Genomic DNA, 15574 nt, shown 5'->3' on the forward strand with positions numbered 1-15574 from the left:
ATAGAAACCAAATGTTTATGTGTATAAGTTTATTTTCACCGATAAATGATATGAGGACGGACCTAAGTTTTTTTATTTCTGTTAAGAATGGCTCTGAGTTCTATTTTTTTTGTAAATTTGCAACATCAAATATATCATAATAATGAAAAAAATCGTAAGTTTACTTTTTATTCTTTGCTTTGCATTGAATTTATCGGCACAGAAAAAAATTGATGGGGTTGAGTTCTTAATTGATAAAGATGCTGCTATTTCTGTTTTGAAGGAAAAATTTGGAGATCCTCAGTCAATTATGTCGGATAGGATTATATTTAGGAACATTGCTTTTGATGGTGAACAATTTAATGAAGCCATTTTTTTCTTCGATAATAAAGGACGGATGTATCAAGTAAGGTTAAAGTCAGATTACGTCAATCATGCGAAAGCAGAAGACCGGATGTCTAAACTTGGAAACAAATATAGTTGCATTTATAAAATCACCGAGTCAGAAAATCCGGATGATGGGAAATTTGTTGTTGGTTATGATATAAATGGTGGAAGGCTTTTCACAATTTCCACATTCAGGAATACTTGTGATTTAACCTTCGGGCCTTTCTAAATCTCTAATCTCCACATCATAATTTCATTTTAAGGAATAATTAATGTCCATGACTTCTATGAAAAAGGTTATACCTATACTCTGCATTTTAATTACAATAAGCTGTCAGTTGTCTGCACAATCCATTAAGGATATATGGATTTCCATGCCGGACTCCATTGTTCCATATTTAACAATTGATTTGAAAAAAGAATTAGTGAATAATGCAAAATTGAGCATAAAAGCCCAAGTGATAAACTTACTCGGCGACACTACAAAAGTTGATACGGCTTCTGATAAGTACATGAAAGTGGTTTTGAGTAAACGTAGCACGTTAGAACTTATTGAGTTGGATAAAAACACGATTGCCCTTCTTATGACTTTTCATGGCCCTTTGAAAGATAGCAATTTATCTCTTTATAGTAAAGATTGGACACTGATAAAAAACAAAGTCAAGTTATCTGTCACTGCTATAAAACCAAGCCCAATGTCTGATGAAGAATATGATGAATGTGTAAAACTGATGTGCCCATCGCTCAGACAAATAGCATACTTACCGGATGAAAATGTTTTTCTTCCAAAATATTCTTTCCCCCTATTATCTGGTGATAATAAAGAGAAAGCGAACAGCATTTTAACGCAAACAAAATATAAATGGGACGGAAGTGAGCTAAAGAAGGTTAAATAATGCCGAAAACGCGTTTGTAAACTTTGCAATTACGAATATTTTTCATACATTTGCAACGTGTTTTTCATGGTATTAGATTATTAAGGTTAATAAAGATTGATTGTCGTGAGACAATCAATTTTTTTATGTTTTCTTTAGCTACATACAGATTTATTTTCAACGCATTTGGTGATATATAAGAAAATCATTACTTTTGCCAAAAATAAAAAACGATAACATGAATTTGAAAGTACGTCTGGCACTCATGAACTTTCTTGAGTTTGCGGTTTGGGGTGCATATCTTACATCGATGGGCAGATACCTTGGAAATATTGGAATCGGTCAGAACATCGGTTTGTTTTACTCTATGCAGGGCATTGTGTCTATATTTATGCCGGCATTAATGGGAATTGTTGCCGACAGATGGATACCTGCGCAACGATTGTTAGGTATGTGCCATCTGTTAGCCGGTCTTTTTATGTTCTCAACAGCATGGTATGGCTTGACAGCCGGAGCCTCCGTTCAGTTTCCAATCATCTTTGCCCTTTATTCTTTTTCTGTAGCCTTCTATATGCCAACCTTGGCACTGACGAACTCTGTCGCTTACTTTTCATTAACACAGGCAGGTTTGGATACTGTAAAAGACTTTCCTCCCATCCGTGTCTTTGGAACCATCGGATTTATTTTGACGATGTGGCTGGTCGATATTTTAGGTTTTCAAAGCAACCATAATCAATTTATTACGTCAGGAGTGGTGAGTATAATTTTGTTTTTTTACACCTTTTCGCTGCCACATTGCCCCGTATCTAACAGCACTGAGAAAAAAAGTCTTGTTGAAGCGTTTGGCTTGAAAGCTTTCACACTTTTCAAACAGAAGAAAATGGCAATCTTCTTTATCTTTTCAATGCTTTTAGGCGTAAGTCTTCAAATCACCAATAGTTTTGCCAACCCCTTTTTATACAGTTTCAAAGCTCAGCAGGAGTTTGCTCAAGCATTCGGCGTACAACACGCTAACATATTGATAAGCCTCTCACAAATCAGCGAAACCTGTTGTATTTTGCTTATTCCATTTTTTATGCGACGTTATGGAATTAAGAACGTGATGTTGATTGCGATGTTTGCTTGGGTTTTACGCTTCGGATTTTTCGGTTTGGGTAATCCGGGATTCCCCGGGGTAATACTCTTCATTCTCTCCATGATTGTATATGGTGTCGCTTTCGACTTTTTCAATATTTCCGGCTCGTTGTTCGTTGATAAAAACACTGACATGACAATTCGTTCATCAGCGCAAGGTCTGTTTATGTTAATGACAAATGGAGTGGGGGCAACCATAGGAACCTTGGCTGCTCAAGAAGTTATCAATCATTTTACATATCCAAAATTGATTGGTGAGGATATACTCACTGTGGGAGATTGGCAGTCGTGTTGGTTTATATTTGCTGCATACGCTTTAGTAGTTGGCATTAGTTTTTCTATTGTCTTTCGCCCCAAAAAACATTTAAATGAATAAGACACGTCTGCTTTTTCGTGGCATATCCGAAATTGTGGGAACCACAGAGATGGGCTTATTAATTTTGGCGGATCAAAGTAACAAACGCCAAATAGCCATTATTTGCGACAAAAGCATGGAACATGCATTTAGCATGAGAATGGGAAACACAGCCATATGCAGTAAAATGCTTCCTGAAATCTTATGCAGATTAAATCCAGAGATGAATGGCGAGCACTATGAAGTAATCTTCTTATCCATCGTGGAGGGAGAATATCAATCCGTACTTCTCAACAAAGAAACACTGGAAATGACTAAAGTACGAGCATCTGACGGAGTATTATTGTCTCATATCGCACATTTAGACATATATATGGAAGAACGACTCTTCCTGAAGCAGAGTGTGCCACTTGAAAAAGGACAAAGCAAAATGGCATTGCCGATAAACGCTTTAAGCAAACAGATGTTGGAACAAGCATTGGAAAAGGCAATCGCAAATGAAGACTATGAACTAGCATCAAGTCTAAGAGATGAACTTCAAAAGCGACAGGACGCGGAAAAATAACTCCTTTAGCTTAACATTGAATTTATGAAAGAAACGCATTTCTTTTACGTTCCCAAAACAACCGAGACTGACGAGTTGCCTCGTGAAGAAGCAATTCATGCAGCTAAGGTCTTGCGATTAAAACCGGGAGATGACATCTACCTGATGGATGGGGTAGGTAACTTTTACCATGCGCAAATGAATTTAGCAACTGCCAAACATTGTTTGTACGAGATAAAAGAAATTCTACCACAACAACCAACATGGAAAGGACATATACATCTTGCAATTGCACCTACGAAAGATATGGGACGGATGGAATGGTTAGTTGAAAAAGCAACCGAGATTGGTTTTGATGAAATTTCATTCTTGAATTGTCAATTTTCAGAACGTCACATTTTAAAGACAGAGAGAGTTGAACGAATAGTAATTTCTGCCATGAAACAAAGCAGAAAGGCATGGAAACCGAAAATCAATAGCATGATAAACCTTACCGACTTCATAAAGACCAACACTTCGAGAAATAAATTTATTTGTCATTGCTACCCTGAAATAAAACGCCGAGATCTGTTTGAGCAGTTATCGCCATTAACGGATGATGTTCTTGTCATGATCGGACCGGAAGGCGACTTTTCTGTTGCTGAAGTGGAAGCTGCAATGGCTATGGGATTTAATAGCGCTTCTTTGGGGAACAGCAGGTTACGAACGGAGACAGCTGGTATTAGTGCGATTATGCAAGCTAATCTGAAATTAAGAAAATAACCATCTGCAGCTAAACATCTTATTTTGTGTTTTAATTGCTATTGTTTACATTTCTTGATGATGTATTAAACTTTTCACACAACTGCAATCTATTTTTTGATTAATTTTAGCTATATTTGCAGCAAAGAAAATAAAATATTCAGTTTCTATTAAATTTTAACGATTATGCAGAAAAAAATTCTATTTCTGGTTGTTGTTTTTATTACAATGGCAGCTTCTGTCATGGCTCAAGTTACGACATCAGGAATAAGCGGTAAAGTTACTTCCATGGGAGAGGACGTAATAGGGGCTACAATTACGGCAACGCATCAACCATCCGGGACGGTATATCGCGCAGTAACAAACACAGATGGAAGATTTACCATACAAGGTATGCGTGTTGGAGGTCCGTACAAAGTCGAAGTGTCCTATATTGGGCAACAAACAAAAGTGTTTGAGGGCATCAACCTTCGTTTGGGAGAAGTTGAAAACATATCTTGCACATTGAAACAAGATTCAAAAGAACTTCAAGAAGTTGTCGTAACCGGAAGCGCAGGGATTAATGCTACTAAAACCGGGGCTGCTCAGAGCTTGACTGCAAAGCAGATAGCCGACATGCCAAGTATTACTCACGGAATTGCAGATGTGGCGCGACTGAATCCGCAACTGACTACAACAAATTCAGGCGCAATGTCTTTCGCTGGTACGAGCAATCGTTATAACTCATTTATGATCGATGGCGCAATGAACAATGATGTCTTTGGTCTGACAGCTGATGGTTCTAATGGTGGTCAAGCCGGTACACAACCCGTATCTATGGAAACAATAGAGCAAATCCATATCAATGTCGCTCCGTTTGATGTTCGGCAAAGTGGATTTACCGGTGGTGCCATCAACGCGATAACCAAATCTGGTACGAACAAATTTCACGGTAGTCTGTACGGTTTTGGAAATAATAAGAGTTTGATAGGCAATCACTATCCTTATTCAGATGGTACCGGCTACGCTCCAAAGTTTCAAGATCAAAAAGAATATCAGTGGGGCGTAACTTTAGGAGGTCCAATCATTAAAGATAAATTATTCTTCTTCCTCAATTTTGAAGACGCGAACAAACAATATCCAAATATTAACGGATATCGCCAAGAAGGTTCACGCGTGATAGCCGATGAAGCTGATGATATTCTCGCGAAAATTAAAGAAATGGCAGCGAAACAGGGTATAGATTATAATGGCACTTTCGGCAATCCTGATATTTATACCAAAAGCAAAAAATACGGTGCAAAGATAGATTGGAATATCAACGACTTTAACAAGTTTTCTTTCCGCTGGAGTCTTGTAGATGCGAAACAACTCAACAGTATTACGACTGCTTCTTCCCTAAACGATGATCATTATTATTATCCGTTTGAGAGCAAGACACATTCGTTTACAGCTGAATTGCAAAGCCGAATATCCCCGGTGATCAGTAATGAAGCTCGTGCAAGTTATGTACGTGTAAGGGATAAGCGTGCTGTTTCTTCCGCTTTTCCTATGATTTCATTGCAGGTTACAGGTGGTTCACTCAACATCGGTAATGAGCGTTCCTCTATGGCAAATCAACTTGATCAAGATATTTATACTTTTGAAGACAATTTAACATGGTATAAAGGTAATCATACTTATACGTTTGGAACCCACAATGAGTTTTATAAGTTTGCTAATCTTTTCATTCAAGACGCAAATGGTTCTTATAACTTTGCGAACTTAGATGCTTTCAACAAGTACTACAACGACTACATGAGTAACAGCCTTGATCCAAACTTTGCTTATTTCCAGCAATATCGTTTTGGCATGGCAAACACTGACGTAACGGGAGACCCTCGTTGGAAGACACCTTTCTCTGCTGGTCAGTTGGGCTTCTATGTGCAAGATAAATGGGATGTTACTCCATCATTCCAATTCACATATGGCTTGAGGATGGAAATTCCACTCTTTTTCGATAAGCCAACTGCCAATATCGGTTTCAATGAGTATGCGGCTGACAAAGGATGGGATGTAAGAACCGACCACAAACTCTCCAGTAACCCACTGTGGAGTCCTCGTGTAGGATTCCGTTGGGATATTAGCAATAATCGCAATGTTATTCTTCGAGGTGGAGTAGGAGTGTTTACCGGTCGCATTCCATACGTATGGATTAGTAACAACTTCGCGAATACCGGCATCCAAATGTCAAAATATTCTGTGTTTAATCCAAAAGGATTGGAAATGATACTTGATCCTGACAAACAGCTACCCAACGCACAAAAATTAAATGCTACCGGAAATCAGGAAGTTAATGTATTCGACAAGAACTTTAAGTTTGCACAAACCTTTAAAGCAAATCTCGGATTAGATTTCAAGGTGCTGGGAATAGACTGGACTGCTGAAGCCATTTATTCTAAGACACTGAACGATATCTATTACAAAAATCTCGCTGTTGAAGAAACCGGAACGACTTTCGGTCAAGAAACAGGTTACACATGGGATAACAGACCTATGTATACGAGAATTACCAATGGCACACCATACACTTATGTATATGGTCTTTATAATACAAGCAAAGGATATACAGTAAATTTATCCTTGAAAGCAGAAAAGCATTTTAACTTCGGATTAGACTTAATGGCAAGTTACACTTGGACTCGTTCGATGAGCGTGAATAGCGGTACGTCCTCCGTAGCGAGCAGTAACTGGATGTATAACGCAACATACAGAAATCCCAACGACCCGGAACTATCTCTAAGTGCTTACAACGTTCCTCATCGTGTACAAGCAAGTGCCTACTATCATGTGAATTATGGTTCAAAGAAAGAATGGAAGACTACCATAGGATTGATTTATCAGGCTAAGAGTGGCTCTCCTTATGTGATAGAAATGTTCGGAGATATGAATGGCGATGGTGCTCGTGGAAACGATTTAATGTGGATACCAACAGATGAACAGATTGACCAAATGAAATTTGCTCCAACCACTGTAAACAATGCCCACAATACATATCCATTGTTAACGAAAGTTCTGGGTTCGGGTTATCAGGGAGATTTGTCAGAAGAACAGCAGCGTGCTCTCTTGAAGCAATGGATAGCTGATGATTCTTATATGAGCAAACATCGCGGTGAGTATTTTAAACGCTATGCAGACAACCTTGCTTTCGAACATCATTTTGATGTACACCTCGCACAGAAATATAGTTTTAAAGTTGCAGGACAAATCAATTCAATAGAACTTAGTTTCGATATTATCAACCTTGGAAACTTGCTCAACAAAGATTGGGGACATACTTATGGCGATAGATTCGGAGCTTACTTTAGTCCTTTCAATTACGAAGGTGGTGGCGTTTTCAAATTTGACGGAACGCATATTGCCCGCAACTACAATTCATATTACAGTCGTTGGAGAGGACAAATAGGATTGAGATACACTTTCTAATCTCGAAAACATCAATAATAAAAAATGGATACTCTTCATGGGTATCCATTTTTTATTATTATCTTTGTATCGGATATCATCTTCGTCATGCAAATTATGATTTTTTTTATTTTGGTACAACTATATATATTATGAAGATCGACTTTGAAAAAATACCCGAAGAACATATCGTAGGATTTAAGGGTGGTGAAGGAAAATTGGATACAAGAAGTTATGTGGATGAGAATGCACGCATAATGTATTCAACTTTGCGTCCTGGCGCAAGTAGTGGCAAACATAAACACATTGATTCTTTTGAGGTAATGTATGTCATTAGTGGAGAATTAACTGTTCACTATGATGAGGTAGAGGAAACTATTCAAGTGGGACAAGTACATTATTGTCCGAAAGAACATTCTCATTGGTTTGAAAACAAAACTGATCATGATGTAATTTATCTCGCAATAGTTCCTTCCTTGCAATAAACAACCCATACCGCCCCTTCTGTTTCCAAAACAGAATGATTCTATATGCTTAAATTCGCACGTTTCTTATTATTAATAATTCTTTATCCGGAGGCGACAACAGCTCAGATAAACCTTTCTCCCAATATTGCTTATCAACAGTACAAGGTTACCGATGACTCGTCAAAAATCAGCTGTTTGAGTATTGGACTCCTAAGCAACGTAGATTCATTGCGTGGTTTTCAATTGGGATTGGTGGAATCTACCACAAGGAAAGATATGAGAGGTGTGAACATCGGAGGCTTGTGGTGCTCCGGACGTAGCAATGTACACGGACTGCAATTAGGTGGTCTTATTAACGGAGTGGGAGAGAAGATGTCTGGCGTGCAAATAGCTACAGTGGCTAACCTTGCGGCATCGACAAATGGCATACAGCTTGCGGCATTGGGCAATACTTCTGCCACTCGTTTTCGAGGATTACAAATTAGCGGAGTGAGTAATGTCGCGGTGGGAGTAGAAAAAGGAATTCAGTTGTCAGCATTGGTTAACGTTTCCTCAGGAGTGGTTAGAGGAGCACAAATAGGAAGCTACAATTATGCAGATACATTAAACGGTTCACAGATCGGACTCATCAATGTGGCACTCACACATCCACGAGGTGTTCAGGTGGGTATTTTTAATTATACACGTGATACAATAGCCAACAAAATTGGTCTTGTGAATATCAATCCACGCACCCGTATCGACTTGTTGCTTTCGTATGGTAGTGCTTCAAGATTGAATACCACCTTGCGGTTTCGCAATAGAAGCACATATAGTATGGTTGGGTTTGGACTGCACTATGTGGGATTTGACGATGCTTTTTCAGGTACCGTTTTCTATCGCTTGGGACAGTATTTCCCTATAAGCAAACGGTGGACGTTAAGTGGGGACTTAGGATTTTGGCATATAGAAAATTTTGAAAAAAATACACGCGACAAGCCCCAACGTTTGTATTCCCTGCAAGCCCATGCCAATGCTGACTATCAATTATCGCCTATGGTGGGAGCTTTCGTGTCAGTGGGCTATGGAAAGACGCGATATTATGGTAGCAACAATAAATATAAACAAGGATTTCTCGGTTCTATTGGTTTTACTTTCAAATACGATTGGAAGTCGAATAAACAACCATTGATTGAAAAAGCTTTGCGACGAAGAACTCCTGTTGATAGTCTCAAAGCCTTTGCTTATGATGCACCATGGTGGCAAGAAAAGAAAAAATATTGGCTTGGAATAGCTGAGGCTGCCGGAATCAATGTTCTTGTGCACAGCTTTGATAGGTTCATATTGAACGAAGATTTTGCAAAAGTCAATTTCAAAACAATTGGTGCAAACTTCAAAAACGCTTTTGTATGGGACAACGACCAGTTTTCTACTAATCTTTTTGCCCATCCGTACCATGGAAATCTATACTTTAATGCGGCACGAAGCAACGGACTTAATTTTTGGGAATCTGTCCCTTATACTTTTGGTGGAAGCTTAATGTGGGAACTTATAGGAGAAGTAGAGCCACCTGCCATCAACGATCTGATTGCCACTTCATTCGGTGGAGTTTGCATTGGAGAAATAACCCACCGCATTTCTGCTCTAATCCTTAACGACCGTACACGTGGTTTTCGCAGATTTCTGCGAGAGTTTGCTGCTACGATTATTAATCCGATGCACGGTTTTAACCGACTTGTTTCAGGTGAAGCTACTCGCATTCATAGCGACTATTATCTTTATCATGATTATGCGCGTTTTCCCGTAGAGTTCAATATCACCATAGGTTCGCGTTATCTCGCAGATGATGGAGGGCTGTTTAGAGGTGAACATAACCCTTATATCAATATGTTTTTGAACTATGGTGACCCGTTTAACGAAGATGAAAATAAGCCATACGACTACTTCTCCGCAAACATCACAATAGGGTTATCTGCCAATCAACCCATCATAAATGGCATGCACCTTTTAGGCAAGCTTTGGAGCGTACCGGTATATGCGGGAAAACATTTTGATACCGAATTTGGTATCTTTCATCACTTCAACTATTACGACTCAAAACCGGTTAAGGATGGAACATCGCTCACGCCATATCGAATCTCAGAAGCAGCAGCATTTGGTCCGGGATTAATCTATCGTTTTCAGAATGTTGGCAATCTGAAGCATTTGGAGCAACGTTTGTTCATGGATGCTATCCTTCTCGGAGGAACCAAAAGCGATTACTACAATGTAATAGATCGCGACTATAACATGGGATCAGGGTATAGTTTTAAAAGCAATACAATTATGGAGTTTGCCAGATTGGGGAAATTCCTGCTAAACCTTGATTATTATCGAATTTTCACATGGAAGGGGTATGAAAATAAAGATTTGGAAAAGATTGATCCTCTTTTCGTAAATGCACAGGGGGATCGAGGGAATGCTCAGCTACTTGTTATCAATCCCCGAATGATATTTCGCTTGCGTGGAAATCTTGGTATTGAACTTTCCGGTTCCTATTTTGTGAGAGATACACAATATAAATTTTACGATAATGTGCATACACGAACTTTTGAATTGAATGGAGGATTAATTTATAGATTTTAATTCACACTGGGGTCATTAACTCAAAATTGGTCATTAGGGAGTGAGAAATCTTTTATCTTTTTTCATTGGTACCTAAATAGTTTTGTACCCCCCTCACGCAAGCAAGGTTGCATCAATTCATGCTTCAGGTGATGGTAAACAGACGCTTGATAGCAACATTCAACCCGATCATCACCACGAAATTATATTACAAAAACTTCGTCAGAGGTACGATTCGTAATCTGTTGATAATCAATACGATATTAATTGCGATTTAAAAGCTTAGCTTTTACACTCCAATTCATGACCTTTTGCAGTGCAAAAGCTTACCTTTTGAAAAGCAAAAGCTAAGCTTTGGATAGATGAATGAAGAAAATTTAGGACACTATTGAATTCTCCCCACATCATCTCCGGGAAAAATTTTCGCGTTTTCAATGCCTCGGCAAAATAGGATATTCCGTAAATAACGTGAGTTCGATGAATTCAAAACAATGCAAGCTGTGTATCAATGGTTCTTTGTACATTGATGCACGGCTTCTTGGGAAATAAACAATAGGCAGCAATAGCACCTAATAAGTTGACGATGAAATTGTCAAAGCATCTATGTCTAGAGTGCTCCACCTGTGCAATATTCTTAAGCTCATCATTCACAGTTTCTATAAAGGCTCTTTTTCTGAGTAAGAGTCTGTCAGAAACGCTCATCAAAGCTCCTTTCATGTTGCTTTTCAGCTTGGTAATAAGTTGTATTCCATCCACGAACAGCCTTTGGAAGAGATTCTTGCCGATGTACCCCTTGTCGCCGACCAGCTTGTCATATATGAAATCTACAAAAGATATGTATTCCAATGGCTTACGATCATCAACATCTCCCGGTGTTATCATAAAATTGAGAAGTTCTCCTTTCTCATTGCAAATCAAATGTAATTTGAAACCGAAGAACCAACCCATGGAGCATTTTCCTCTTGGGCTATACCTTTGAATACCTTATGAATATGTATTCTTTGGCTCTTGCAGACACGCAGTGGTGTGCTTTCAACAAAACTTATGCCCGTGCATTTTCCTAACAAGACTTTCTTGATAAACAAAGCGAGTGGTATGACAACTTCCCTTTCCAATTCTACTCATACGGTTGTATGAGACAACTTTAGGAAACAAATGACGCAGATGCTTACATACTTTTTCAAGATAGAAATGTTTAAAGCAGCGATAACCAGAGCCGTGAAAAAGAATCATTATTAGCATGACTTCTGCCTTTGACATTGTGGAATCTCGATGATACTTTCTTTTTCCAGTAGGTTTTAGCGTATATTTTGCTGTCATTGCATCAAAAAATTTGCAGAAATCATCTGCCATACAAAATATTTCAGTAACTTTGTCTTCGGTGATCATAGCGACTTTTGTTTGTAACTGTTTGTATATTAACTCCTTAAAGTTACAACAATTTTCGCTAATCACCAAATTTACAGACACTTATAATTCGTCGAACTCACGTTAACTTTTACAAGGCCATTATTCAAAGACTTGACGTAAAGAAGTTCGGACTCAATGCAACAGGTCGCATAAAAGCGTTTGTCTTCAGGTTTATCTCTGTACCAGCCAAGTGGATCAGGACATCAAGGCGGTATGTGCTGAATATCTATACCTGTAATAATGCTTACGCAGATGTTTTCCAGACTGATTTTGGATAATGCCTACAACTTATGGGAATGATATTGTGTATTGCCTCAAGTCTCATTGTGGGGTAAGGGGATATTGTAGGCAGAAGTGGGTGCTTCAAGTTCAAATTATCTGCAAATTCAGTAATGAGAGGTCGTGTAAACGCAATAAGGACGTTCAAGGGCTTAGTTGCGGATTTGAGGGTAATAAAGTGTATTTTCTTAAAACCTCTGCTTCGTTATGGCATACCCACATTCATACCTTTGCACTGTCAATAGTGACAAACAACAATTAAATCTCTACATCATGCCAATTATGATCAATCGTGGGAAAGAGATGCTACGTATCTCGCCCAAAGACAGTAAGAAAATCGAGTATTCAACCAATCAAGGTCGCACTTGGATAGTTCGCTATAGCGGTTCGTCGAACACTGGCGCCTTCAGCGACTTGATGGATGCCGGCAAGGAAATCCTTGGAACTACAGACAAGGGGTTGTACTATTCAACCAATGATGGTAGAACTTGGATTTGTCGTAAACGTGGATAATATGAACTTAAAACAGAAAAGCGTATGAAAAAGTTATCGAATGAATTCATGGAGAAGATTCTCAATGATTCAGCTTGGAAAGAGCTCTCTGAAAGCTTTGAATGGACCGAGCAGATGCTTGACAAGCACAAGAACCAAGTAGATTGGAAATTGATTTCCCAAAACAGTAACATCGTATGGACACCTGCCATGCTGGAAAAGTTCAAAAAACTCATTGACTGGAAGGAGCTTTCAAGCACAGGGTGCGAAACCATTCTCACTGGAGATACTCTTGAACAGTATAAAGACTACTGGGATTGGTCAGAGTTGTCTGAAAATACAGACCTCGAAATGAACTATCAGTTGATTGATAGATTCATTGACCAATGGGATTGGCCTGAACTCATTAACCGTTGGCATGAGGATAATCTCTACAACATTGACTTCTTGGAGCGTTATGCAGATAAGATTCCGTCAAGCAAGTTACAGGACTCTCGCCTCTGGACAGCCCTTGTTGAACAGAGAGAAAAAGAATTGAAGTTAGAAGTGATTGCGTAAGATGAAGAATCATTTCTATCACCACGCGCCAACAGAAGAGGACATCAAGGAGGTCGCAGATGAACTTGGTCTCTTCCGAAATGGTCATCATTTGTTGGCGTGTTATATAAATAACGTAAAAGTCATGATGAGTAGTGCGGCCAACTTCATTTTGGTTGAAGGCATTGGCAATGGTTCCGGTAATGCCATAGAAGATGCTGTAATTCGCTGCTGTGGAACGGCCAAGCCGTATACACAATTCATTGCCGATAAACTACTGCTTCATATTGAATATAATAGCGAGAAACCGTTATTAGTCGAGGAATTAGCGGAGGTGAATACTTTTGTGGACATGTTTGAGAAGGAGGTACTCATTATTACAGACATGGCTATTGATAATGAGAACGTGAAAGGTGACACTATTATAGTGCGCATCTTGGCAACAAACTTAGCAATAAAATAAGCCTTATGGATCATGTAGTCAGAATGTGTGATTTGAGTTTCGACCCGAAACTCTTCGAATCGTTCAGCTGCGGAACAGCCTTGGATGAGTTGCTTAGTTCTCATTGTGGGTTGCCTCGTGGCGTGAACTACATGATTATAGGCGACCCCGGTGTGGGTAAGACTACCATCATACTGGATATGTTGGCAAATATGCAAAACCATTATCCCAAGGCACGTATACTTTTTATTAGTGCCGAGATGAATGAAATAGATCTCACCGTTTATGTGGAGCGCTATCCTAAATTCCAAACATTGCCTATTCTATTCGTGGAAACGGATTTCGACAATGAGATTCACAATTGGGAGGTGGTAAAAGAGGTTGTGGAACAGGGTTGGGACATTGTAGCCATCGACTCTTTTTACGAACTACAGGGCATAATCAAAGATGAAGAAAACATCCGAATGAAAGATGCCGAGAGTTGGCTTCTACAACTCATCAAGAAGCAGAACAAGGCACAAAACGACCGTCACCTTAATTGTACGTTTCTCACTATCCAGCAAGTGACCAAGTCGGGCAATTTTGTAGGTTCCAATCGTTTGAAACACTCTATAACGGCCATGATGGAACTGCGTTTGGAGAATCCAAAGAACATTTATTCCGACCGCTACATCACCTTTTCCAAGCATCGTAGAGGAGATGTTGGCGTAAAACTCTTCTATAGCTTGAGTAGTACGGGGGATGTTTCTTTTGATGAGCAGCGCTTTCGTCAGGACCAACGTATTAAGCACATGCAAAGCGAAGTTGCCGGACAAATTCGTGACTTCGCTGACCAATTTGATAAACTATTCACTCCAGAATGATATGAACAACTCAAATATTCAACAAGAAAAGCAACGCTTTATGAATGGGCTATGGCCACAGAAGACCATTGAGCTCAGCGAACTCCAGCATGTGGGCGAAAATGTATTTGCTCTCAATGGCATTGAACTACCCGCAGACGATAAATTCACTTCCTCGTATGACCAGACACTAGGGATAAACAGCAGCCAACGTGTCATGGTGAAGGAAGCATCTGGCGAGACTGGATTGACGAATTATCGCAACTATATCAATGTAGCTTCCAACCTGCAGAAACCTAAATCGGTGGTAATTATAGCCTCGCCAGAGAACCATCAACTTGCCGAAATCGTACCCATTGTTGATGAATATATTTCGCCTACCGTTTTCTTTGATTTTGCTGAAATGATGGCCGATGAAACAGGTTATCAAATTTCAGACGTAAGGTTCAACAATGCTGGAAAGCCACGTATTACGGTGGTCTATACCAATCCTAATGGAAGAACACATAGATTTGGACCAGGAGAAGACTTCATGATGGATGGATTCTATCTCACATGGACTCCATCCAATGTGGAACTGGGACATTATTACGAAAGGTTAGTCTGCTCAAATGGACAAACAGTGAAGGAAGAGCGAAAGGATAACACTGTCTATAAACTTTCAGCCAACGAAATACATTCTATCATCGGGAGGGTGAAAAACAAGTCATTTTTCGCCATCTGCGTTGAGCAGTTTGGAAAGTTACTGAAAAGAGCTTCCTCTTCCAGAATATCATTAGCAGAAATGAAAAGAGCACAGAAAATCCTTATTGCCGAAAATGTTAATGCTGAAAAAGCTGAACATCTTATACCGTATGCAGAAGTGTGCTCCTCATATCAAAATGCTGGTCTTTACGATGCTAAAAAGGAACATCTGATGAAAGGAGAAGGTACTATATGGGATACGTACAATGTACTAACCCAGTTCGCCAGTCACACCACTATATGGAAACCTAATGATCATCGGCGTATAGCCATTATGAATGGTGCTGTAGGGTTGCTGAAACGAGAACCTGACATTGTAAACTACCTCGACATCTACTGA

Annotated in this window: 13 protein-coding genes and 3 pseudogenes; 15 read left to right on the plus strand and 1 reads right to left on the minus strand. The window is 39.3% G+C overall.

The annotated features are described in order from the left end of the window. The first annotated feature begins 142 nt into the window (after positions 1-142). The 8 genes from E0E16_RS03580 to E0E16_RS03615 all read left to right on the plus strand — a co-directional run bounded on the left by E0E16_RS03580 (position 143) and on the right by E0E16_RS03615 (position 10509). Positions 143-595: a hypothetical protein gene (locus E0E16_RS03580; protein WP_130828878.1), complete on the plus strand. Its 453-nt coding sequence runs from the start codon at positions 143-145 to the stop codon at positions 593-595. A 58-nt stretch (positions 596-653) separates the two neighbouring features. Then, entirely contained in the window at positions 654-1262 is a 609-nt protein-coding gene (locus tag E0E16_RS03585; RefSeq protein ID WP_158635989.1) for a DUF3256 family protein, read from the plus strand. Positions 1263-1479: 217 nt separating this feature from the next. After that, positions 1480-2751 (plus strand): nucleoside permease, encoded by a 1272-nt coding sequence (locus E0E16_RS03590; RefSeq protein ID WP_130828883.1) that lies wholly within the window; start codon positions 1480-1482, stop codon positions 2749-2751. Positions 2752-2785: 34 nt separating this feature from the next. Then, positions 2786-3295: a bifunctional nuclease domain-containing protein gene (locus tag E0E16_RS03595; RefSeq protein ID WP_321166763.1), complete on the plus strand. Its 510-nt coding sequence runs from the start codon at positions 2786-2788 to the stop codon at positions 3293-3295. Positions 3296-3319: 24 nt separating this feature from the next. Beyond that, entirely contained in the window at positions 3320-4036 is a 717-nt protein-coding gene (locus E0E16_RS03600; protein WP_130828887.1) for a 16S rRNA (uracil(1498)-N(3))-methyltransferase, read from the plus strand. A gap of 165 nt (positions 4037-4201) precedes the next feature. Continuing rightward, a complete protein-coding gene (locus tag E0E16_RS03605) occupies positions 4202-7459 on the plus strand; it encodes a TonB-dependent receptor (protein WP_130828890.1) in 3258 nt (1085 codons plus the stop codon). A gap of 131 nt (positions 7460-7590) precedes the next feature. Beyond that, positions 7591-7923 (plus strand): cupin domain-containing protein, encoded by a 333-nt coding sequence (locus E0E16_RS03610; RefSeq protein WP_130828892.1) that lies wholly within the window; start codon positions 7591-7593, stop codon positions 7921-7923. A gap of 45 nt (positions 7924-7968) precedes the next feature. Further along, positions 7969-10509, plus strand: a complete 2541-nt coding sequence (locus tag E0E16_RS03615; protein ID WP_130828894.1) for a DUF3943 domain-containing protein — start codon at positions 7969-7971, stop codon at positions 10507-10509. 462 nt (positions 10510-10971) lie between these two features. Here E0E16_RS03615 and E0E16_RS03620 read toward each other — a convergent pair. Next, positions 10972-11877: pseudogene (locus tag E0E16_RS03620) on the minus strand (IS982 family transposase). A 104-nt stretch (positions 11878-11981) separates the two neighbouring features. Between E0E16_RS03620 and E0E16_RS03625 the strand changes: the two are divergent. The 7 genes and pseudogenes from E0E16_RS03625 to E0E16_RS03650 form a co-directional block, all read left to right on the plus strand. After that, positions 11982-12176: pseudogene (locus E0E16_RS03625) on the plus strand (IS1380 family transposase); the annotation flags it as partial. A gap of 12 nt (positions 12177-12188) precedes the next feature. Next, positions 12189-12422 (plus strand): annotated as a pseudogene (locus E0E16_RS14210) (hypothetical protein). Between the two features lie 28 nt (positions 12423-12450). Continuing rightward, on the plus strand, positions 12451-12690 hold the full coding sequence (locus E0E16_RS03630; protein ID WP_130828897.1) for a beta propeller repeat protein: 240 nt from the start codon (positions 12451-12453) through the stop codon (positions 12688-12690). Between the two features lie 24 nt (positions 12691-12714). Further along, positions 12715-13227, plus strand: coding sequence for a hypothetical protein (locus E0E16_RS03635; RefSeq protein WP_130828899.1), 513 nt, complete (start codon positions 12715-12717; stop codon positions 13225-13227). A gap of 1 nt (position 13228) precedes the next feature. Further along, on the plus strand, positions 13229-13669 hold the full coding sequence (locus tag E0E16_RS03640; RefSeq protein ID WP_130828901.1) for a hypothetical protein: 441 nt from the start codon (positions 13229-13231) through the stop codon (positions 13667-13669). 5 nt (positions 13670-13674) lie between these two features. Further along, positions 13675-14511 carry an RAD55 family ATPase gene (locus tag E0E16_RS03645; protein ID WP_130828903.1) on the plus strand — a complete coding sequence of 279 codons (837 nt, stop codon included), beginning with the start codon at positions 13675-13677 and terminating at the stop codon, positions 14509-14511. A gap of 1 nt (position 14512) precedes the next feature. Continuing rightward, on the plus strand, positions 14513-15574 hold the full coding sequence (locus E0E16_RS03650) for a DUF932 domain-containing protein (protein WP_158635995.1): 1062 nt from the start codon (positions 14513-14515) through the stop codon (positions 15572-15574).

It is taken from the genome of Prevotella rectalis (genome assembly GCF_900607215.1).
GTDB classification, from domain to species: domain Bacteria; phylum Bacteroidota; class Bacteroidia; order Bacteroidales; family Bacteroidaceae; genus Prevotella; species Prevotella brunnea.

Excerpts from the sequence above, each read along its gene's own strand:
- E0E16_RS03630 (WP_130828897.1), top strand. The coding sequence starts at position 12,451 with ATGCCAATTATGATCAATCGTGGGAAAGAGATGCTACGTATCTCGCCC.
- E0E16_RS03635 (WP_130828899.1), top strand. The coding sequence starts at position 12,715 with ATGAAAAAGTTATCGAATGAATTCATGGAGAAGATTCTCAATGATTCA.
- E0E16_RS03640 (WP_130828901.1), top strand. The coding sequence starts at position 13,229 with ATGAAGAATCATTTCTATCACCACGCGCCAACAGAAGAGGACATCAAG.
- E0E16_RS03610 (WP_130828892.1), top strand. The coding sequence starts at position 7,591 with ATGAAGATCGACTTTGAAAAAATACCCGAAGAACATATCGTAGGATTT.
- E0E16_RS03615 (WP_130828894.1), top strand. The coding sequence starts at position 7,969 with ATGCTTAAATTCGCACGTTTCTTATTATTAATAATTCTTTATCCGGAG.
- E0E16_RS03590 (WP_130828883.1), top strand. The coding sequence starts at position 1,480 with ATGAATTTGAAAGTACGTCTGGCACTCATGAACTTTCTTGAGTTTGCG.
- E0E16_RS03580 (WP_130828878.1), top strand. The coding sequence starts at position 143 with ATGAAAAAAATCGTAAGTTTACTTTTTATTCTTTGCTTTGCATTGAAT.
- E0E16_RS03645 (WP_130828903.1), top strand. The coding sequence starts at position 13,675 with ATGGATCATGTAGTCAGAATGTGTGATTTGAGTTTCGACCCGAAACTC.
- E0E16_RS03650 (WP_158635995.1), top strand. The coding sequence starts at position 14,513 with ATGAACAACTCAAATATTCAACAAGAAAAGCAACGCTTTATGAATGGG.
- E0E16_RS03605 (WP_130828890.1), top strand. The coding sequence starts at position 4,202 with ATGCAGAAAAAAATTCTATTTCTGGTTGTTGTTTTTATTACAATGGCA.
- E0E16_RS03600 (WP_130828887.1), top strand. The coding sequence starts at position 3,320 with ATGAAAGAAACGCATTTCTTTTACGTTCCCAAAACAACCGAGACTGAC.
- E0E16_RS03585 (WP_158635989.1), top strand. The coding sequence starts at position 654 with ATGAAAAAGGTTATACCTATACTCTGCATTTTAATTACAATAAGCTGT.